We start from the raw sequence: 19277 nt of genomic DNA on the forward strand, positions 1-19277 counted from the left end.
GGCTTTGTTGCGTAATTCGGACAGAAAAACAAACCGCCCGAAATTGTGCAATTCTTAAACAACAAACTGAGTTTCAGGCATACCAAGCCCTGTAAGCTTGTTCAGCGCTTTAATCATGGCGTAGGTTTCGCCAACCTGAGCATTGTAGTTTCGCAGGCTTAACCTCCCACCTAGCAACTGCTTCACTCGATACATGGCTGTTTCTGATAGTGAACGTTTGTGATAACCATACCGCTTTTTCCACTTCTTGTTGGAGCCGTAGAGCTTTTGGCAACCCACTGCTAAATTGCGAGGATGTCCTTGTTCCCAGAAGGCTGCCCCTTCTCTTGGTGGGATAAGCGGAATAGCTCGCTTAATCCGTATGGCATCATGGCAGTTCCTTGTGTCGTAAGCACCATCTCCAGATATCTCGATGATTTGTCGACGTGTTTGCTTGAGCAAATTAGGAAGGACTTCTGAATCAGTGACATTAGATAAACTCAGTTCTGCTGCTACTATCTCGTGAGTACTGGTGTCGACTGCTAAATGCAGCTTTCTCCAGACTCTACGCTTCCCGTCAGTACCGTGCTTCTTGACCTTCCATTCACCTTCGCCATAAACCTTGAGACCAGTGGCATCAATGGCCAGATGCTGTATCGCACCTCTGGTTTTAGTTTTAAATGAAACCTCAACCTGCTGGGCTCGACGGCTTATACAGGTGTAATGCGGACAAACAAGCGGTATGTTAGCCAGCTTAAATACTGAGTCTAGAAAACCTTGCAGCGCTCTCAATGGCATAGAGAAAACGCGTTTTACCATCAGTGCGGTAGTAATGGCTAGGTCGCTGAATCGACGAGGCCTGCCGCGCTTACTCTGTTTGCTTTGCTTCCACTCGCGTATGGCTTCCTCATCAATCCAGAAAGTGAGTGAACCACGGTTGATTAGGGCTTTGTTGTACTGTTTCCAGTTAGTTGTTTTGTAACGAGGTTTCGGCATAAGGCTACGATGATTAACTGATGTAGCCGATCAGATCGTAACTTCCTGATTTAGTTCCATCGAATTACGCAACAAAGCCTCGTGGAGGTGAAAACACCCAACGTACCTTCTATCGCGCTGATAAAGCCTTATATCGAGCCAAAGCAAACGGGCGTAACCAAGTCTGCACTGAGTAGTAGGGGTAACCCCCTACTTCAAAAAGAACAGTGATATGCCCGCAACCGCAACAATCGTCCCGACAATCCCTCGTTTAGAAATTGGCTCTCCTTTTGTAGCGTAAATAATCAACATAAATAGTGGGCTTGTGGCAATCAAGCTTTGGGCTACCGCAGGGTTCGCATATTTCAAAGCGACTTGCTGAAGCCACAAGGCTAAGAATGTGCCAACAAAGATCGCTGCCAATAACCACATAAAACCATCTTTCCCGAGTTGCAATAAGTTTTCTTTCATCGATTGATAGGGCTTCTTTTCTATCCAGACAATCATCACCATGACAAACACGACACCCATTGATAAGCGAATCAAGGCTCCCAGTAATGGCGGTAAATCACCAGCCACCAGCGCGTAATGAGAAATCACAACACCACTGGCCTGACATACGCTGGCCACAAGTCCAAACCCTACCCCACGCCAGTCCAATGGTGTGCCATCAGAGTGGAACACGGTAAGAGAGACGGCGACCGTGGTAATGATGACACCTAACCATCCTTGCAATGGCAACACACTGCCCAAAGCTAACAATGCCAATACACCAGAAAGCGGCGGTGCGAGCGATTCTAAAAGTAACGTTTTATTAGGCCCAATCCGTTTCAGTGATGCAAAATAGGCACTATCACCAATAGCGATACCGATAACACCGGATATTGCTAGAATCGTAAAGTGGTCCGCAGAAATAGCAGGAGCACCTACCATCGAGAATGGGACCACACACATCATCAATCCTGATGCAATGACACCTTTTACTATATTTAGCTGAAGCGCGCTAAAACGGTGGCTAAACTGACTGTATATCCAAGTCGCAACTGCCCAAACTAACGCCGCCCCCACTGCTGCAACTTCTCCCTGAAAAGGCATCTTTCCCCCTGCTTCTCTGTGCCATTTATGCGAGATCGGTTTTACCGACACCCATCTAATTTGTTGTTTTTATTGCTATACTTTGTTAACGATAATCAGTATTCTTTATAGATTCCATTTCATTAAGCAAGGATTGTTAATATGTTTTTGGATTATTTCGCACTAGGGCTGCTCGTCTTCGTCGCATTGGTTATTTTTTACGGCATCATCGTCATTCACGATATTCCCTACGAAATTGCCAAAGAGCGAGAGCACCCGCACCAAGATGCAATTCACTACGCCGGCTGGGTAAGCCTATTCACCTTACACGCTATCTGGCCGTTTCTATGGATTTGGGCCACTTTATGGCGTAAAGAACGCGGATGGGGCTTCCAGAAGCTCGAAGAAGAGCAGCATGACATCCATCATCGCGTTGATACTCTGATCGATCAAGTCAATAAATTGCAAGAAGAAGTACGTGATCTCAAACAACAGCAACCGACCCAATCGGTGCAGACGTACAGCAAAAACAATGAGGAGGAGCAATAATGGATTTACTACTCATTCTGACGTATGCCGCGCTGTGTATCACTATTTTTAAAGTCTTCAATATTCCACTAAATAAGTGGACCGTTCCAACCGCTGTACTCGGTGGTGTTATCCTGATCGGTACGCTGATCCTACTCATGAACTATAACCATCCATTCACTCAGCTTGGTAACCAAGTTTACTCATCAACACCTGTTGTTTCTGGTGTGCGAGGACGCGTTATTGATGTGCCAGTGGAAGCAAACAAACCTTTAAAACAAGGCGAAGTGCTTTTCACAATTGACCCCATTCCGTATGAAGCGGAAGTTGCCAAGAAAAAAGCGCAAATCAAAGAAGCGAGTCAAGGTGCGCTAGGCTTAGAATCTTCACTGCAAGAAGCCATTTCAGCCAAGAACAAAGCGATTGCGGAACGTGATAAAGCTCAACGTGAATTTGCTCGTTACCAACGTGGTTATGACAAAGGCGCATTTACAGAGCAGCAATTAGATACTCGTCGCCAAGCATACAAAGCAGCAGAATCAGCTGTTGATGTCGCTTCAGCAAAAGTTGAACAAGCGGAGCTCGCATTAGACTCAGAAATCGGCGGTGAAAACACCACGGTAGCTCGTCTCTTAGCAGAACTTCGCCAAGCTGAGTTCGACCTAGAACAAACAGTAGTGAGAGCGCCGACTGATGGTTTTGCCACTCAACTTGCGTTGCGTCCAGGTGTGATGGCCGTTCCATTGCCGCTAGCACCTGTGATGACATTTGTTCACACCGAAGACGTCTTTTATACCGCAGCGTTTAGACAAAACTCACTCCAGCGCTTACAGCCAGGTTATGAAGCTGAATTTTTGTTTAGGGCACTTCCAGGCAAGGTCTTCAAAGGTGAAGTGGTTGAAACAATTCCAGCCATCGGTGAGAGTCAACTCCAAGCTCGTGGCACGCTTTTAGGCACAGATGCGTTGCGAACCAGTGGTCGAGTATTCGTAAAACTGAAAATCAACGATGACCTTTCAGACTACCACCTGCCTCTTGGTACCGCTGTAGAAGTTGCGGTTTATTCTGACAAATTCACTCATGTATCGATCATGCGTAAGGTACTGATTCGAATGAAGAGTTGGCAAAACTACTTATACCTAGACCACTAACGTCACACTATTGATAGGTAAAGGCGCAATATAGGCCTTTACCTATCCAATACCTAGCCAACAATACCTACATAACACTATCTAACCTCCGAGCTCTGCTCTCTCTTTCCTTCGAGAAAAACCAACTTTTTGTACCATATCTTAGTGTATTTTCCGTTTGACGGTTGTATTTTAGCCGTCTAGACAGTTATCTTCCCAAACTTGCACTCAGAAGGTATAATCTGCGCCTCATTTTCACAAGCGAATAAAATTCAAACAAAAGAAGCGTTTGTGAACCAAGTTCTTTAAAGATTTTGACAAAGGGTTATCTATGAATCTTTCGGCTAAAACCGTTGTTGTGATTGCTATTGGCGCGGCACTTTATGGTATTGGTGGATTACCAATGTTTGGTATTCCCGTATTCGCTAATACAACACTAAAACCAGCAATGGCCGTATTAGCGCTATTCTCAGTTTTATTCGGTCCATTAGTCGGCTTTTTAGTGGGATTCATTGGTCACTGGGTTACCGACTTGTTTGCTGGTTGGGGCGTATGGCTAACTTGGGTACTTGGCTCAGGAATTGTCGGCCTTATTCTTGGCTTCTTCCCTAAAATGACTCAGAACCGCCTTGCTAAAGGTGAATTTAGCCATAAAGATTTCTCTTTATTTGTCGTTTTGGCCTTAGTAGGTAACATCATCGGCTATGGTTGCTCTGCATTCCTAGATACGATTCTTTACGCCGAACCCTTTACTAAAGTCTTTACCCAGCTTTCCATTATCGCTGCTGGTAACACTGTGCTGATCGCAGTCGTAGGTTACTTCATCCTCAAATCGGTCGCTAAACGCAACCAACAAAGCCGCAACTTAACAGAGTCTTAATCATCAATGACAATTGAATTTTCTGACTTCTCTTTTAGATATGACTCGCTGGATAAGCCCACGCTGAAGCATATCAATCTAAGGATAGAGAAAGGAGAGAAAATCGTCATTATCGGTCCAAGTGGTAGTGGGAAGTCTACCCTTGGCCAATGCCTAAACGGTCTTATTCCTCATGCAATCAAAGGAGAGAGTTCGGGGCGACTACTGCTTAACGGTCAAGACTCGACTTCGCTCGATCTGCACCAGTACACAGAGCAAGTTGGCACTGTCTTACAAGATACAGACAGCCAATTTGTTGGGCTAAGCGTTGGTGAAGACATTGCATTTGCGCTTGAAAATCAGTTGATGTCCAATATAGACATGTACCCGTTGGTAAAAGCGACTGCGAAGATGGTTGAACTCGAAGATCTACTGTCGCGTCCCCCTCACGATCTCTCCGGCGGACAAAAGCAACGTGTCTCTTTAGCCGGTATTCTGGTTGACGAGGTCGATACGCTTCTGTTTGATGAGCCCTTAGCAGCACTTGACCCCAAAACGGGTCGAAAGACTATCGAGATCATCGATCAACTGCACAAAAAGACGGGTAAAACCATTATCATCATCGAGCACCGCTTAGAAGATGTGCTCCATCGTTCAATCGATCGCGTGATTTTAATGGATCAAGGTTCCATTGTTGCGGATATGACGCCTAACGAGCTTTTAGCATCACCATTACTAGAGAGCCATGGAATCCGCGAACCTCTCTATCTTTCAGCTATCAAATCCGCGCAGTGTCCACTAGATGAACTATCGCAATGTGATGGGTTAGATAAGCTATCGCTTAAGCAACTCCAACCTTACTTTGCGCATTGGCAAGCCGATCAACCAACACGTACTGAGCACGAGAATACACTTTTATCTATTGATAACCTAACCTACTCATACGATGGCGAAAAGAATGCGCTGGAAGGTGTCTCCTTTGCTATTCAGCAAGGTGAGTTTGTCTCAATCTTAGGTAAGAACGGCTCAGGTAAATCGACTATTACGAAACTGATCATGGGCGTTATCACCCCAGATCAGGGCTCAATTGCTCTCGATGGTCAAGAACTCTCATCGTTATCGATTTTTGAACGTAGCCAACAGATTGGTGTGGTGATGCAAAACCCAAATCATATGATCTCGCATCATATGATATTTGATGAGATTGCATTTGGGTTACGTAATAAAGGGCTAAACGAGTCTGCAGTTGAGCAGAAAGTGACGGAAGTGCTCGATCTATGTGGGCTGAGTAAATATCGTAACTGGCCAATTGAAGCATTAAGCTATGGCCAGAAAAAACGTGTCACTATCGCTTCAATTCTTGTCTTGGAACCTAAGCTACTGATCCTTGACGAGCCAACAGCTGGACAGGATTACCGTAACTACACGGCAATGCTGAGCTTTATTAAGCAGCTCAATGAACAGCTAGATATTACGGTGATCATTATCTCTCATGATATGCACCTGGTACTTGAGTATACCGACCGCTCTATCGTGATTTCGGATAGTAAACTCATCGCTGATGCGCCAATGACCGAAGTATTCAGTCAGCCAGAGCTATTAGAGCAGGCAAATTTAACCACGACCAGTTTGTACGAATTAGCGAAAGGGTTAGGTAAAACGGATATTAATAGCTTTATGCAGTACTTTATCCAGCAGGAGCACCATGCAGCATGAACGCCTCTAAGATGAAGTTTGGTATTAGCTACGTTGATACTCAGTCACCGCTACATGGCCTAAACGGGATAACCAAATTCGCTCTATTTATGGCTTGGGTGACTGTGGTCCTGACGACGTTCGATCTGCGCCTTATCAGCTTGTTGATCATGTCAGGCCTGATGCTACTCAAAATGACGCGCGTTCCGGTCAAAGTATACAAGCCACTATTGATCGGTACCGGTAGTGTGCTGCTGCTTAATGCGCTGTTTATGTTCCTCCTTGCTCCTCAGCAAGGCAGTGAATATATCGGCAGCACCACAACCTTGCTCGAATTACCTGGTAGTTACTCCCTAACTCAGGAGACATTGTTCTACTTAGTCACTGTAACATTGAAGTATTTCAGCATGTTCCCGATTGCCTTGGTGTTTGTATTTACCACCCACCCGACAGAGTTCGCAGCTAGCTTGAATCGAATTGGCGTACCTTACAAAATTGCCTATGCAGTAAGCTTAACCCTGCGCTATCTACCTGAAGTCAAAAATGACTTTGTAAATATTATGCATGCGCAGCAAGCTCGCGGACTCGACATTTCAAAAAATACCCCGCTGATGCAACGCCTACAAAATGTCGCCAAGATTCTTGGCCCGCTAATTTTCTCAAGCCTAGATAGAGCAGATGAAATTTCAAACGCGATGACATTACGTGGGTTTGGTCGACATAGCAGCCGAACTTGGTATAGCGCGAAGCCACTAGGGCGTAATGATAAGTTGTGCCTAACTGCGATAGCCGTGATTGTCGCGCTGGCAATCGCCAAACGCTGGATAGACACTGAGCTGTTCTGGTATCCATTCTAATAAAAAGCCTAGGTTTGGAACCTAGGCTTTTTTATACCGTTTGCATCATCCTGGTCCAGACTAACAACAAAATCATCGCTGATGAAAGCCAAACCGCTGTCGCCATCGATAGCGTGTTAACCAAGCTAAATCGATAGCTAAAATAGTAAACTGCGAGCAGATATCCTGCATAAGGTAGCAAAGAGTAAAGGCCAAACAGTGCCGTCTCTCTCAGTGCCTCCATACTGCGTTCCGTTCCAACCACATAATGAGCAATGAGTGCAAAGGTTGGAAATAAAGGAACTAAGCCCGCGATATAAAAGCTTTTACTTTTTGAAAGCAACGCAATCATTAATACCGCTGCAGAGCCTAAAAGGCACTTACCAAATAGAGCTAACATCGCAACCTTCTTAAGCCAAGTTCAAAAACAGTTCTTCATCGGTCATGTATTTGTGTTTCGCACTTAAATTACGTAAATGCATAAACATAAAATCAGGAAAGCCTGGCGCTAATAGATCATTTGGTTGCCAGACGATGCCTCCAACAAAGACATATCTGCCCTGTTTCTCTTCATTGTGCAGAATATTGTTAATCTCAGTTGATAGTTCCGGCCTAACCCCTTCAACCACGCAAACAATCTGGCCCTTCGCTACCCCAATAACGCGTTTTACTAGGTTTGCTTTCATTCCACATTTCCACGCCTGACGCGTAGCTAATTCGAATCCGTGCTTACGCACCCCTTTATGAATATTGACGATGAGGTTCATTTTTACTTACTGATGAAAATAGACTTATCTCTAGGTTAGTAACCCCTATAGAAGATGACGACACCTCCATCTGACCAAATTCTCACTGGATGAAAAACAACGCGAAATTAAAAGTTGGCCGGATTCGGATATCTAACCCTTTTCACTCTGCTTAACAAATTATTTTCATTCACATTGGCGAGCCAAGCCAATACCCACAAAGATCACAAATATGAATCCAATACAACAGACTGTTACATATATATGAGATCTGAGTCGGATAAATTTGAGTTATATTTCGATACATTTATCATCACTAAATTACATAGTTACGACCAAATCACTCAACCAACGGATTGAAATATGAAAGAAGTTGAATTTCGTACTATAGATCGCCTGTTTATTAAGATGTCGATAAACGACAAGATCTGGGTTATTTTCTCGCTGTTTTTGATTGCTGTTACTGCACTCGCTGGCGGGCGCTACTACCAAACAATCAACAATATTGAGACACAAACGATTGTCGCTGCAGAGCAATACCTCGCGGGCGTATTGACTCACTCCGATAGCAGTACGATTGCAAATAGCAGCCATATCACAACCGTGTCACAGCCAAGCGAACCAAGTTATCGACAAGGCGTTGCCGTGGTATCAGCGACACATTCCAATGGGACAACCTATCAACTGACTTTCACCAATCCAAATATCAAAGAGCTAGAATCTCAGGCTTTAATCACTTTCGCTCTAAGCTATCTATGGGTAATTCCATTTGCGATTTTCTGTTACTGGGTTGCGACTTTCTTAGGTGGTGCACTGTGGGTGCTCTACACGACAACACAACGCATTGGTGAAGGTGATTTAACATCACGTCTTGGTTTCCACCCGGGCCGAGATGAATTTGGCACCATTGGCTGCGCTCTAGATAAAGCGATGGATACCTTGACTGAGTTAGTTGTTACCGTCAAAGACAATGCAACGACATTGAGCGATACATCGTCTTCATTTGAGCAAGAGATGAAGCTGAGTGAAACCCAAATCAGCCATCAATATGCCTCCCTTGATTCCGTAGCGACGGCAATGGAGCAAATGACAGCATCGGCAAAAGAAGTATCAAGCATTTCTCAACAAGCAACTCAGCAAACCGAAAACGACTCTGGTCATATCGAAAATAGCCATCATCGTGTCCAATCCGCCATCAACGAAATCGGCAAGCTTTCCGACTATATTGGCCAAGCCTCCCAGTCAGTTTTGAGTTTGACCGATAACACGACTCAAATTAATGAAGTGATCACCACCATCAATGCCATCTCGGAACAAACTAACCTGTTGGCACTGAACGCGGCAATTGAGGCTGCTCGTGCTGGTGAACAAGGCCGTGGCTTTGCTGTCGTCGCTGATGAAGTTCGAACACTCGCAGGCAGAACTCAAGCTGCGACGGTAGAAATTCAGTCGATGATTGAAAAACTTCAAGCTGAGACTCGCAGTATTTCTTCGATTACCGAGCAAACAGTTAGCCAAGCGAAAACCAGTAGTGAGCTCGTCTCAAATATTGGCAGTGATGTTCAAGCGATTTCCGAGTCTGCCAAAACGCTTATGGATATGAGCATTCAGATCTCAACCTCTGCAGAGGAACAAAGTTCTGTCGCGAATGATATCTCCTCTGAACTCAGCGATATTCGAACCCAATCAAACACGATTAGGAGCGTTGCCGAACAGTCATCTCATGGTATCGCGAACTTGAGCCAAGCGTCACAGTCACTTGCAGATGCACTCAAACAATATCGAACCTAATTATCTCACAGTAAGGGCCTTCAGGCCCTTTTTAATGCTCAGTATAAAAGAATGGCCAAACCTAACTTCCGAGATTATTAATTCTGTTAACGCGGCCAGAGGCATCTAGATCACAACTTGTTAACATTTAATCCCCAGCACAACACCTTTGAATTAGTATATTTGCTCGATTTAAAGGAGAAGCATCATGGACGAGTTACTCAATAATTTTCCAGTCATCACTGAAATAGAAGTTGCTTGGGGAGAGATGGACGCATTACAACACGTCAACAACGCTGTCTACTTTCGTTATTTTGAAACCGCTCGACTCGATTACTTCAAACAAATCAATTTGCTGGTGAATTTGAAACAGAGTCATATAGGGCCCGTTCTAGGCCATACAGAATGCCGATATAAACTGCCGGTCACCTACCCCGACACACTTTTAATTGGCTCGCGTGTGAATGACCTGCAAGATGACCGCTTTACAATGGAATATCAAATTGTCAGCCGAAAACTAGGTAAAGTTGTAACGGTCGGAAGCGCGACATGTGTAATGTTTGATTTTAAAAACCACACAAAAGCATCAATCCCTGGCCATATAAGCCAAGCGATCGCTACCACAGAAGAAAAGTGAGGCGTTTTGCCTCACTGTCTCTAGTCCAGTTTATTGTGTCAAAACTTCAATCAGATGTTATATACTCCCTGCTTCGTTAATAACCTCATCAAAATTCTCAATGAACAAGAGCTTAATTACCAATATCATCGCGCTTGCACTATTAGCAGGTGGCTATCAGGCTGGTAACCAAATCGCTTTTTACGCAGGTCTATTTGCCTTTTCTGGTGCCATCACCAACTGGCTTGCGATCCATATGCTATTTGAAAAGGTTCCTGGACTGTATGGTTCGGGCGTTATCCCTGCACGATTTGAAGAATTTAAAGCGGCGATAAAGAACTTAATGATGGAGCAGTTTTTTACCCAAGAGAACATTGACAAATTTTTGAGCAAAGAAATGGCGGGTGGCAAGACATTGAACCTTGAGCCCGTGATTGAGAAAATCGACTTTAATCCAACCTTCGATTCCCTAGTAGAGGTTATCGCTAACTCTCAGTTTGGCGGAATGCTAGCGATGTTTGGTGGCACTGAAGCACTAGAGCCTCTCAAGCAGCCGTTTGTTGAAAAAATGCAGGCGGCAATTGTTGATATGAGCCAAAGCGACACAATCAAAGATGCACTAAAAGAGCAATTTGAAGCGCCGGCAATGATGGACGAGATAAGAACCAACGTTGAAAATATTATTAACCAACGTTTGAGTGAATTGACGCCTCGTTTGGTCAAAGAGATGGTGCAGAAGATGATCAAGGAGCACTTGGGCTGGCTGGTTGTGTGGGGCGGCGTCTTTGGTGGCTTAATTGGCATTGTGTCATCTTTCTTCGCTTAAGAAGTGATGAAAACTACAAAAGGGAAGCGCATTGCTTTCCTTTTCTATAACTTGCCAATCAAATCCGCGTTCACACCAAAGCTGGTTTTATGCTCTTCGATAACCACTTCGCTTCGCGTTTGGATAACGCCAGGTAAGGTACCAAGTTTGGTCGACATAAAGCTTTGGTACGCTTTCATATCTTTCACTCTCACCTTAATCATCGTATCGAAGTCGCCAGATAGAGAGTAACATTCTTCAATCTCTGGCATATCGGCCACCGCCTCAGCAAACTTTTCAAAAATCGAGAAACTGGTCTGGTCAAGACGAATATGAATGAACACCTGAACATCTAAACCCAACTTTTCTGGATTCAACTCGGCGTGATAGCCTTTGATATAACCTTCTTTTTCTAATCTTTTGACACGATCAGAACAAGGAGAAGTGGTTAAGTTAACTTGTTTAGCTAACTCTACAATAGCAAGTCGACCTTTGAGATTTAAGGCTCGGAGGATTTCGCGGTCTATTCTGTCTAGTTCCATTGACGACTCATAAGTAAATGCGAGTATAAAGCAATATATTAAAATAAAAGTGTCGCTGTACTTACATCTACGCCAAGATGAACAAGAATTTTGTGAAGTTTAAGCGATTTTCACGCCAGAGAATACACCTTGCTGCGGTGTGATGAGCTTACTTCGAGCATTGCAAGCGCGGCAAAAGGCGTGCTTTTCCATTTTAACGTAGTGGTCGCCTTTAAACACCGTAGAAAAAAAGCAAGCCATCGACTTAAGCACCGAATCATGCTGCTCCTCACAACGCTTCAAAACGATCTTATGTGGGGTGTTTTTATTGCAGCAGTGGCAGTGCATTTGAGGCATTTCTCTTTCTCCGGCTGAATCAGGGTTCCTGATAGTTGACATATTATGTAAGGGAGAGTTCCCGCCCTTCATACTTTAGTTCATAAACTGTGACCTATATTCAATTAATAACCTCACTCCTCAAAAAAAGTGAGCTAATAAACAGAGTAATAAATACAACAAAGCCCTGCTACACACAATGTAGATCAGATAAGGATCGGTTGTTCGAGCCTTTTTGCTTGGCTTATCACTATTTCGTAGCAGACTAAGAGAAGATGACTTTAAAGCGCTCAAGCACTAATAACATCTCTTTATTTGGTTCAATCTTGAGTTCTTCACATTCACGAGAAAAGAACTTCCAGTGAGCTTCACGCCACCATTCAAGGCTTTTATCTCCTTCACCCTCTGTTGCAGCGAACTCCGCTGTAACATCGCAATACCTTGCTTTGGATACATCAGCACAAAAGTAATCTGCACTGCAAGATGGACTACTGCGCACTTTATCTGTAGGCAGAGTATCTAGATATTGTTGTAAAAACTGCTGGCTTTTTTCATCCATGTTCAAACTGCTGCTGTATCAAATGGTCGACAATCTAATTACTGCTCTGGTGAGTGTTTTTCAATAAACGGACCTAACTTCTCAAGCAGTTGCTGCTGTTTACGCTGCGCCTCTTCCATACCGAATCGAGCGCCCAACTTCGCAAGCTCTGGTGACTTCTCTACCAGTTTCTGGCCAACTGGCGTTAGGTAGAAATGAGTAATCGCTTTGATCTCTTCATGAGTGAAGGTGTCTGCATAGAGATCAGCTATCTGTGTACTGATATAAAACTTGTCGAAATCGTTATTAAACCAATCGCGGTATATCTCTTTTAGCTCTTCTGTCTCGCCTTGGTCGAGCTGAAGCTTAGCGGCTAGCTGATGAATAACAGGAAGCATAGCTTCGAAGCCCCCCACCATTTGATCTTCGATTTTCATCGCATCAAGTAGCAGCGCTACTGATTCTTTTTTAGTTTCTGCTGCCACGAGTGGGCTGTATGCGATTGCAGCCGATAAAATTAAAGCGAGTGCCTTTTTCACAGTTAACATCCTTACCTGTTGTGATTATTCACCTCGACTTTTGATCAGGCGATGAGAAACAATCCATTGAAAACTCGTATAAAGTCGCTGAATGGTAACACTGTCACGATTGTATTTATATGGAACGGTACAGATATGCCTCACAGTTCAATCGACAATTATCAATCAGTTAGAATGAAACTTAGTGCGATTGAACCCGTTATTGAAAATGTGCAGCGCTAAGAGCTTGAATTCATTGCTCGTCACAAACAAGGTGGCTAACTTACTTAGCCACATCAGGTCATTGCGATGAAGAATCAGTTTATATTGAGCATTAAAGAACACATGAGAGCACGTCACTATGCGACTAAGACAATTGATGCTTATATTAACTGGATTAGTCGATTTATTACGTTCCATGATATGACTCACCCTTCGAAGCTTAATGAAAAAAGTGTTGAAGAGTTCCTAACACACCTTGCCCTCCATGATAAAGTGGCCGCGAAAACTCAAGCTCTTGCACTCAACGCGATTAACTTTCTCTATCGAGACTTTTATCGGACGCCACTAGAAAACGATATGAAGTTTCAGAAGTCGCTACTCGATCGAAAACTTCCTGTGGTATTAACCAAACACGAAACCCGACAATTCCTCAAGCACATCGATCCAAGGTACAAACTTCACATCATGCTGCTGTATGGCTCAGGACTGCGCGTAATGGAGGCAGTTCGGTTACGAGTACACGACATCGATTACGACTATTCTGCAGTGCGAATTTGGCAGGGAAAAGGCGGCAAGAACCGAGTCGTTACGCTGGCAAAGGAGTTAGTCCCAATGCTCAAAGAGCAACAAACTTTGGCGCAACGTTATTACAAAAAAGATATGAACACACCTGGGTACGCTGGAGTGTGGCTTAACCAATCATTGCAAAAGAAATATCAAGGCGCAGAACTAGAGTTCAAGTGGCACTACTTATTTCCTTCGAACAAACTATCAACAGACCCTGAAACGGGCTTAGTTCGTCGCCATCACATCAACGCAGTCGCGCTTCAACGCGCTGTTAAACGTACCGCTAAAGAGGCTGGAATCGATAAGCATGTTACCTGCCATACCCTTCGACATAGCTTCGCAACACATTTATTAGAGTCAGGTGCAGACATAAGAACGGTACAAGAGCAGCTCGGCCACAGTGACGTACGAACAACGCAAATCTACACCCATGTCTTAGAAAGAGGCGCTAGCGGCGTTAAAAGCCCGCTGTCGAGCTTATAGAGTGATGGTAACGTTACGTTTGAAGAGGTTGGAGAGAATGTTCGAAGTAACGATTGAGAGAAGATTGAATTACATAACGGATATAAAAAAGGAGAGCCTAAGCTCTCCTTTCCTTAATCCTAATCACTAACTCTAATTAAAGAGCAGCTTTCGCTTTTTCAACTAGAACTGCGAATGCAGCTTTGTCGAATACCGCGATGTCAGCAAGAATCTTACGGTCGATCTCGATAGATGCTTTCTTAAGACCGTTGATGAAACGGCTGTAAGATAGACCATTCTGACGAGATGCAGCGTTGATACGTGCAATCCATAGTTGACGGAATTGACGTTTCTTGTTGCGACGGTCACGGTAAGCGTATTGACCAGCTTTAGTAACTGCTTGGAAAGCTACGCGGTAAACACGTGAACGTGCACCGTAGTAACCTTTAGCTTGTTTTAGAACTTTCTTATGACGTGCACGAGCTTGTACACCACGTTTTACGCGAGGCATTATGCTTCTCCTAAACTAAACGATTGATAAACTAAAAAGAATTATGCGTATGGTAGCATACGAGCAACTGCAGCCACTTCACACTTAGGAAGGATTGCATTTGGACGAAGCTGACGCTTGTTCTTAGTAGTACGCTTAGTCAGGATGTGACGTTTAGTAGCGTGCTTAAACTTAATACCACCAGCAGTTTTCTTAAAACGCTTAGCAGCACCTTTGTTGGTTTTCATCTTAGGCATGATGAATAACTCCGCATTGTTGAGTTGTATTAAACAATAGTAATTAGGGCGAACAAAACTCAGCCACCTTACGGCAGCTGAGTTTTATTACTTGCAAAGCCGTTAATTACTTCTTTTTAGGGGCAAGAACCATGATCATCTGACGACCTTCGATCTTCTTAGGGAAAGATTCCACTACTGCTAATTCAACAGTGTCTTCCTTAAGACGATTTAGAACGTCAACACCGATCTCTTGGTGTGCCATTTCTCGGCCACGGAAGCGAATTGTTACCTTCACTTTGTTGCCTTCTTCAAGGAAACGCGTCAGGTTGCGTAGTTTTACCTGATAGTCTCCAATATCAGTTCCAGGACGGAATTTTACTTCCTTAATCTGAACCTGTTTTTGCTTCTTCTTCTGCTCTTTAGCAGACTTGCTCTTCTCAAAGAGGAATTTACCGTAGTCCATTACACGACATACTGGTGGCTCAGCGTTTGGACTGATTTCTACCAGATCCATACCAGCTTCTTCAGCTGCTGCTACTGCTTCTTGAATAGAAACAACACCAACTGATTCACCATCAGCGCCAGTTAAACGAACTTCACGAACGCCACGAATTTCACCGTTTAAACGATGAGCATTTTGTTTGGCCGGTACTTGGCCGCGTCTTCCGCCTTTAATAGTTTATTCCTCCAGATTGAGCTTACGGCTTGAGATCTCGTCTTGGATGTATGAAATAAAGTCATCCACTTTAAACTTGCCGAGATCTTTGCCTTTACGAGTACGTACTGCGATTTCGCCAGCTTCCATTTCTTGGTCGCCACAAACAAGCATAAACGGTACACGCTTCAGAGTGTGTTCGCGGATTTTAAAGCCAATCTTCTCATTTCTCAAGTCCGCTTTAGCTCTAATTCCACATTTTTGTAGTTTTTGTGCCACTTCCTGAACATAATCTGACTGTTTATCAGTAATGTTCATGATTACAGCCTGTTCTGGCGATAACCAAGTTGGGAAGAAGCCATAGTATTCTTCAATCAAAATACCAATGAAACGCTCTAGTGACCCTAGAATCGCACGGTGAATCATAACTGGCGTTTGACGCTCGTTATTTTCATCAACGTAAGTTGCACCTAGACGGCCTGGTAAGTTGAAATCCAACTGTACTGTACCACATTGCCATGCACGATCTAAACAGTCGTGAAGAGTAAATTCAATCTTCGGACCGTAGAACGCACCTTCGCCTTCTTGAATTTCGTACGCGATATCCATCGCTTCAAGAGACTGCTTAAGCGCTTCTTCAGATTGGTCCCAAATCTCATCTGAACCAACACGCTTTTCAGGGCGAGTAGACAGTTTAACAACGATGTTGTCGAAACCGAATGTCTGGTACGTATCGTACACCATCTTGATACAGCTAGTCACTTCTTCTTGAATCTGACTTTCAGTACAGAAGATGTGAGCATCATCTTGAGTGAAACCACGTACACGCATAATACCGTGTAGTGCACCGGATGGCTCGTTACGGTGACATGAACCAAACTCTGCCATACGCAGTGGTAGATCACGGTAAGATTTGAGACCTTGGTTAAAGATCTGTACGTGACCTGGACAGTTCATTGGCTTAAGCGCGTATTCACGGTTCTCTGAAGAAGTCGTGAACATTGCTTCTGCGTACTTGTCCCAGTGACCAGAACGTTCCCAAAGAACGCGGTCCATAATAAGCGGACCTTTTACTTCTTGGTAACCGTACTCTGTCAATTTTTCGCGAACAAATACTTCTAGATCACGGAAAATAGACCAACCATTGTGATGCCAGAACACCATACCCGGTGCTTCTTGCTGCATGTGGAAAAGGTCAAGCTGCTTACCAATTTTACGGTGGTCACGCTTCGCCGCTTCTTCTAGGCGAGTTAGGTGTGCTTTAAGCGCTTTTTTGTCGTGGAATGCAGTACCGTAGATACGTTGAAGCATCTTGTTGTCACTGTTACCACGCCAGTATGCACCAGCTACATTCAGTAGCGTAAAGTGCTGACAGAAACCCATATGTGGTACGTGAGGTCCACGACACATATCGATGTATTCTTCATGATGGTATAGGCCCGGACGATCATCACGAGAGACGTTTTCGTCCAAAATTTCCATCTTGTATGTTTCACCGCGAGCTTCAAATGCATCGCGTGCTTCCTGCCAGCTTACCTTTTTCTTGATAACTTGGTATTTGGTCTTAGCGAGCTCTTTCATACGCTTTTCGATCTTCTCTAGATCTTCTTGCGTTAAAGAGTACTCAAGATCGATATCGTAGTAGAAACCGTTATCGATAGTTGGACCGATTGCCATTTTTGCTTCAGGGTAAAGCTGCTTGATCGCGTGACCTAGCAGGTGAGCACATGAGTGGCGAACGATTTCTAGACCATCTACTTCGTCTTTAACTGTGATGATTTCAAGGCTTGCATCTTGTTCAATAAGATCACATGCATCAACACGGTTGCCATCAACACGACCAGCGATAGTTGCTTTCGCAAGACCAGGACCGATAGATAAAGCAACATCAAGAGTAGAAACTGGGTTGTCGAACTGACGCTGACTGCCGTCAGGAAGAGTAATAATAGGCATTAAAATATCCTTTACAGTGGTGTTGCACACCAAGCAACACATGCAATTTAAAACGAGTCTTTAATGAGAATTCAAAGATTAAAGACGAGAGTTCGTGTCCTTTTCTGCGCAAATACGGATGCACAACTCAGGAAAGAACGAGCATTGTAACGAAATACTATAAAATAACAATCGAAGTCACAGAAACCACGTAAAAAAGTTCACTTTTCGTTCAGTTACTTCCATTCAGCCATTGATGAATCACAGCTCTCGCTTCAGGTATAATATCACTCGCGACTAGACCTATCTGGCCATATTGGTTCGCGAGATTATCAGCAGCCACACTGTGAATCAGCGTCCCCACTTTCGTTGCATCAGATAACGATAGCCCTTGGGCAAGCATGGCAGCAATAATCCCAGTGAGAACATCGCCCATACCGCCAGTGGCCATGCCTGGATTGCCTGCATTGCAGACATAAATATCATGGCCATCGCAGATAAGCGTACCGGCCCCTTTTAAGACGACGACACCACCATATATATTCTGTAGGTCGGTTACAGCTTGGAAACGGTTTTGCTCCACCTCAGCAACACTGCAACCCAATAGCCGTGCTGCTTCACCCGGATGTGGTGTAATCACCCTCGCCTTATCAACATTAGGCTCGTTGGCAAGCAAGTTCAGAGCATCAGCATCAAACACGTTAGGTTTAGAGGTCCCCTTGCAGGCTAACATGAGCGTTTGAGCCCAACTATCGGTGCCTAAGCCTGGGCCCAATGCGATCACATCCGTTGCCTGAAGGGCTTCACTCAATAAGTTACTGTCCCCATTCCATGTTCGAGTCATCACTTCTGGGCACCCGACTTGCAGCGGCAATACAGAGCTTTCATGACACAACGTTCGAATAAGCCCCGCTCCCGCTCTGGCCGCGGCACTGGCACATAATCGAATCGCGCCAGAATAACCTTCGTTGCCGCCCATACACAGTAAACGCCCATGCTTACCCTTATGCGCCGTGGCGTGCCTTTTAGGTAGCAACTGCTTTACTGACTCTGGGCTAAGACATAGAGAGGAATGAGATACAAGCTGTTCAAACTCGTCATCCACTTCTAGCCCTGCAAAATGTAGCTCGCCGACTACGCTTCGAGCTTGTCCCGTCATTAGCCCTTGCTTGACCCCGACAAAAGTAACCGTTGAACTTGCTGATATTGCAGCGCCCAAGATCGTGCCTGTATCGCTACACAAACCTGAAGGGATATCTATGGATACCACAGGAAGATTCGCTTCGTTGATCTTTTCAATGACGACCTGCATTGATTCGCGAACATTGCCACTTAAACCCGTTCCAAATAACCCATCGACGATAAGTTCTGCATCTCCTGCATTAAAGCTTTCGAGCGAGCTAATCTCGCCCCCACCGTTTAACCACGTTTGTTTAGCTTTTTTCGCATCCCCCGATATTTTGGCATCATCCCCATAAAGATATAGCTGGACATCTAGGCCATCTTTCTGCGCCTGCTTTGCCACAACAAAACCGTCTCCACCATTGTTGCCACAACCGCACAAGATAGAGAGGTGTTTGATGTTAGGGTATTGATATCGAATATGTTGGTAGACAGCCTTTCCAGCGCGTTGCATTAGGGCATACATTTCTACGCCTGCTTGCTGCGCAGCCAATTGCTCGCCCTGCTTAACTTGCTGAGCGGTATATAAGCGAGTAGGTAGTCGTTCCATTTAGGTACACACTTTTGTAGGAGTTGCTTACAGCATATACAACAACGCCAGG

At 44.4% G+C, this 19277-nt stretch carries 22 protein-coding genes; 9 read left to right on the top strand and 13 right to left on the bottom strand.

From position 1 onward, the window contains the following. Positions 1-54: 54 nt before the first annotated feature. Complete coding sequence (locus ACU01J_RS13155; RefSeq protein ID WP_481085133.1) at positions 55-975, bottom strand: IS5 family transposase; 921 nt, start codon at positions 973-975, stop codon at positions 55-57. 189 nt (positions 976-1164) lie between these two features. Further along, positions 1165-2049: a DMT family transporter gene (locus tag ACU01J_RS13160; RefSeq protein ID WP_481086108.1), complete on the bottom strand. Its 885-nt coding sequence runs from the start codon at positions 2047-2049 to the stop codon at positions 1165-1167. Between the two features lie 141 nt (positions 2050-2190). Here ACU01J_RS13160 and ACU01J_RS13165 point away from each other — a divergent pair, with 141 nt between their 5' ends. The 5 genes from ACU01J_RS13165 to ACU01J_RS13185 all read left to right on the top strand — a co-directional run bounded on the left by ACU01J_RS13165 (position 2191) and on the right by ACU01J_RS13185 (position 7097). After that, positions 2191-2577, top strand: coding sequence for a DUF3302 domain-containing protein (locus tag ACU01J_RS13165; RefSeq protein WP_481086109.1), 387 nt, complete (start codon positions 2191-2193; stop codon positions 2575-2577). Next, positions 2577-3707, top strand: coding sequence for an HlyD family secretion protein (locus ACU01J_RS13170; RefSeq protein WP_481086110.1), 1131 nt, complete (start codon positions 2577-2579; stop codon positions 3705-3707). Before ACU01J_RS13165 ends, ACU01J_RS13170 begins: the two co-directional genes overlap by 1 nt. 310 nt (positions 3708-4017) lie before the next feature. Beyond that, complete coding sequence (locus ACU01J_RS13175) at positions 4018-4566, top strand: ECF-type riboflavin transporter substrate-binding protein (RefSeq protein WP_481086111.1); 549 nt, start codon at positions 4018-4020, stop codon at positions 4564-4566. Between the two features lie 6 nt (positions 4567-4572). Beyond that, positions 4573-6261: an ABC transporter ATP-binding protein gene (locus ACU01J_RS13180; RefSeq protein WP_481086112.1), complete on the top strand. Its 1689-nt coding sequence runs from the start codon at positions 4573-4575 to the stop codon at positions 6259-6261. Further along, positions 6258-7097 carry an energy-coupling factor transporter transmembrane component T family protein gene (locus tag ACU01J_RS13185; RefSeq protein WP_481086113.1) on the top strand — a complete coding sequence of 280 codons (840 nt, stop codon included), beginning with the start codon at positions 6258-6260 and terminating at the stop codon, positions 7095-7097. Before ACU01J_RS13180 ends, ACU01J_RS13185 begins: the two co-directional genes overlap by 4 nt. A gap of 31 nt (positions 7098-7128) precedes the next feature. On the opposite strand, the gene ACU01J_RS13190 is transcribed toward ACU01J_RS13185, so the two are convergent. Both ACU01J_RS13190 and ACU01J_RS13195 read right to left on the bottom strand, forming a co-directional pair. Next, positions 7129-7476, bottom strand: a complete 348-nt coding sequence (locus ACU01J_RS13190) for a GlpM family protein (protein ID WP_134834084.1) — start codon at positions 7474-7476, stop codon at positions 7129-7131. Between the two features lie 10 nt (positions 7477-7486). Beyond that, complete coding sequence (locus tag ACU01J_RS13195) at positions 7487-7843, bottom strand: acyl-CoA synthetase (RefSeq protein ID WP_481086114.1); 357 nt, start codon at positions 7841-7843, stop codon at positions 7487-7489. Positions 7844-8185: 342 nt separating this feature from the next. On the opposite strand from ACU01J_RS13195, the gene ACU01J_RS13200 reads away from it, so the two are divergent. From ACU01J_RS13200 to ACU01J_RS13210, 3 genes are all read left to right on the top strand, one after another. Then, positions 8186-9613: a methyl-accepting chemotaxis protein gene (locus ACU01J_RS13200; RefSeq protein ID WP_481086115.1), complete on the top strand. Its 1428-nt coding sequence runs from the start codon at positions 8186-8188 to the stop codon at positions 9611-9613. A gap of 187 nt (positions 9614-9800) precedes the next feature. Continuing rightward, positions 9801-10229 carry an acyl-CoA thioesterase gene (locus ACU01J_RS13205; RefSeq protein WP_481086116.1) on the top strand — a complete coding sequence of 143 codons (429 nt, stop codon included), beginning with the start codon at positions 9801-9803 and terminating at the stop codon, positions 10227-10229. Between the two features lie 100 nt (positions 10230-10329). Next, entirely contained in the window at positions 10330-11034 is a 705-nt protein-coding gene (locus tag ACU01J_RS13210; protein WP_481086117.1) for a DUF445 domain-containing protein, read from the top strand. A gap of 44 nt (positions 11035-11078) precedes the next feature. Here the strand turns inward: ACU01J_RS13210 and ACU01J_RS13215 are convergent, their stop codons facing one another. The 4 genes from ACU01J_RS13215 to ACU01J_RS13230 form a co-directional block, all read right to left on the bottom strand. Further along, positions 11079-11555 carry an Lrp/AsnC family transcriptional regulator gene (locus tag ACU01J_RS13215; RefSeq protein ID WP_481086118.1) on the bottom strand — a complete coding sequence of 159 codons (477 nt, stop codon included), beginning with the start codon at positions 11553-11555 and terminating at the stop codon, positions 11079-11081. Positions 11556-11654: 99 nt separating this feature from the next. Then, positions 11655-11891 (bottom strand): hypothetical protein, encoded by a 237-nt coding sequence (locus tag ACU01J_RS13220; RefSeq protein ID WP_481086119.1) that lies wholly within the window; start codon positions 11889-11891, stop codon positions 11655-11657. A 244-nt stretch (positions 11892-12135) separates the two neighbouring features. Continuing rightward, on the bottom strand, positions 12136-12429 hold the full coding sequence (locus ACU01J_RS13225) for an ASCH domain-containing protein (RefSeq protein ID WP_481086120.1): 294 nt from the start codon (positions 12427-12429) through the stop codon (positions 12136-12138). Between the two features lie 38 nt (positions 12430-12467). Next, positions 12468-12947 (bottom strand): DUF2059 domain-containing protein, encoded by a 480-nt coding sequence (locus ACU01J_RS13230; RefSeq protein WP_481086121.1) that lies wholly within the window; start codon positions 12945-12947, stop codon positions 12468-12470. Positions 12948-13235: 288 nt separating this feature from the next. On the opposite strand from ACU01J_RS13230, the gene ACU01J_RS13235 reads away from it, so the two are divergent. After that, complete coding sequence (locus ACU01J_RS13235) at positions 13236-14198, top strand: integron integrase (RefSeq protein WP_481086122.1); 963 nt, start codon at positions 13236-13238, stop codon at positions 14196-14198. Between the two features lie 136 nt (positions 14199-14334). Here ACU01J_RS13235 and rplT read toward each other — a convergent pair whose 3' ends face one another. From rplT to ACU01J_RS13260, 5 genes are all read right to left on the bottom strand, one after another. Continuing rightward, the gene (gene rplT / locus ACU01J_RS13240) at positions 14335-14688 is read right to left on the bottom strand and encodes a 50S ribosomal protein L20 (RefSeq protein ID WP_004401084.1); all 354 of its coding nucleotides are present in this window, start codon (positions 14686-14688) and stop codon (positions 14335-14337) included. A gap of 41 nt (positions 14689-14729) precedes the next feature. Continuing rightward, complete coding sequence (gene rpmI / locus ACU01J_RS13245) at positions 14730-14924, bottom strand: 50S ribosomal protein L35 (protein WP_004411425.1); 195 nt, start codon at positions 14922-14924, stop codon at positions 14730-14732. 106 nt (positions 14925-15030) lie between these two features. After that, complete coding sequence (infC, locus tag ACU01J_RS13250; protein WP_126572354.1) at positions 15031-15582, bottom strand: translation initiation factor IF-3; 552 nt, start codon at positions 15580-15582, stop codon at positions 15031-15033. A gap of 3 nt (positions 15583-15585) precedes the next feature. Further along, positions 15586-17514: a threonine--tRNA ligase gene (gene thrS, locus ACU01J_RS13255; protein WP_053438901.1), complete on the bottom strand. Its 1929-nt coding sequence runs from the start codon at positions 17512-17514 to the stop codon at positions 15586-15588. Positions 17515-17725: 211 nt separating this feature from the next. After that, on the bottom strand, positions 17726-19225 hold the full coding sequence (locus ACU01J_RS13260) for an NAD(P)H-hydrate dehydratase (RefSeq protein WP_481086123.1): 1500 nt from the start codon (positions 19223-19225) through the stop codon (positions 17726-17728). Positions 19226-19277: the final 52 nt, after the last annotated feature.

Source organism: Vibrio sp. 2433-A1 (assembly GCF_056726085.1).

What these genes read in the sequence shown, in the direction of transcription:
- ACU01J_RS13155 (WP_481085133.1), bottom strand. Translation starts at nt 975, where the DNA reads ATGCCGAAACCTCGTTACAAAACAACTAACTGGAAACAGTACAACAAA.
- ACU01J_RS13160 (WP_481086108.1), bottom strand. Translation starts at nt 2,049, where the DNA reads ATGCCTTTTCAGGGAGAAGTTGCAGCAGTGGGGGCGGCGTTAGTTTGG.
- ACU01J_RS13165 (WP_481086109.1), top strand. Translation starts at nt 2,191, where the DNA reads ATGTTTTTGGATTATTTCGCACTAGGGCTGCTCGTCTTCGTCGCATTG.
- ACU01J_RS13170 (WP_481086110.1), top strand. Translation starts at nt 2,577, where the DNA reads ATGGATTTACTACTCATTCTGACGTATGCCGCGCTGTGTATCACTATT.
- ACU01J_RS13175 (WP_481086111.1), top strand. Translation starts at nt 4,018, where the DNA reads ATGAATCTTTCGGCTAAAACCGTTGTTGTGATTGCTATTGGCGCGGCA.
- ACU01J_RS13180 (WP_481086112.1), top strand. Translation starts at nt 4,573, where the DNA reads ATGACAATTGAATTTTCTGACTTCTCTTTTAGATATGACTCGCTGGAT.
- ACU01J_RS13185 (WP_481086113.1), top strand. Translation starts at nt 6,258, where the DNA reads ATGAACGCCTCTAAGATGAAGTTTGGTATTAGCTACGTTGATACTCAG.
- ACU01J_RS13190 (WP_134834084.1), bottom strand. Translation starts at nt 7,476, where the DNA reads ATGTTAGCTCTATTTGGTAAGTGCCTTTTAGGCTCTGCAGCGGTATTA.
- ACU01J_RS13195 (WP_481086114.1), bottom strand. Translation starts at nt 7,843, where the DNA reads ATGAACCTCATCGTCAATATTCATAAAGGGGTGCGTAAGCACGGATTC.
- ACU01J_RS13200 (WP_481086115.1), top strand. Translation starts at nt 8,186, where the DNA reads ATGAAAGAAGTTGAATTTCGTACTATAGATCGCCTGTTTATTAAGATG.
- ACU01J_RS13205 (WP_481086116.1), top strand. Translation starts at nt 9,801, where the DNA reads ATGGACGAGTTACTCAATAATTTTCCAGTCATCACTGAAATAGAAGTT.
- ACU01J_RS13210 (WP_481086117.1), top strand. Translation starts at nt 10,330, where the DNA reads ATGAACAAGAGCTTAATTACCAATATCATCGCGCTTGCACTATTAGCA.
- ACU01J_RS13215 (WP_481086118.1), bottom strand. Translation starts at nt 11,555, where the DNA reads ATGGAACTAGACAGAATAGACCGCGAAATCCTCCGAGCCTTAAATCTC.
- ACU01J_RS13220 (WP_481086119.1), bottom strand. Translation starts at nt 11,891, where the DNA reads ATGCCTCAAATGCACTGCCACTGCTGCAATAAAAACACCCCACATAAG.
- ACU01J_RS13225 (WP_481086120.1), bottom strand. Translation starts at nt 12,429, where the DNA reads ATGGATGAAAAAAGCCAGCAGTTTTTACAACAATATCTAGATACTCTG.
- ACU01J_RS13235 (WP_481086122.1), top strand. Translation starts at nt 13,236, where the DNA reads ATGAAGAATCAGTTTATATTGAGCATTAAAGAACACATGAGAGCACGT.
- rplT (WP_004401084.1), bottom strand. Translation starts at nt 14,688, where the DNA reads ATGCCTCGCGTAAAACGTGGTGTACAAGCTCGTGCACGTCATAAGAAA.
- rpmI (WP_004411425.1), bottom strand. Translation starts at nt 14,924, where the DNA reads ATGCCTAAGATGAAAACCAACAAAGGTGCTGCTAAGCGTTTTAAGAAA.
- thrS (WP_053438901.1), bottom strand. Translation starts at nt 17,514, where the DNA reads ATGCCTATTATTACTCTTCCTGACGGCAGTCAGCGTCAGTTCGACAAC.
- ACU01J_RS13260 (WP_481086123.1), bottom strand. Translation starts at nt 19,225, where the DNA reads ATGGAACGACTACCTACTCGCTTATATACCGCTCAGCAAGTTAAGCAG.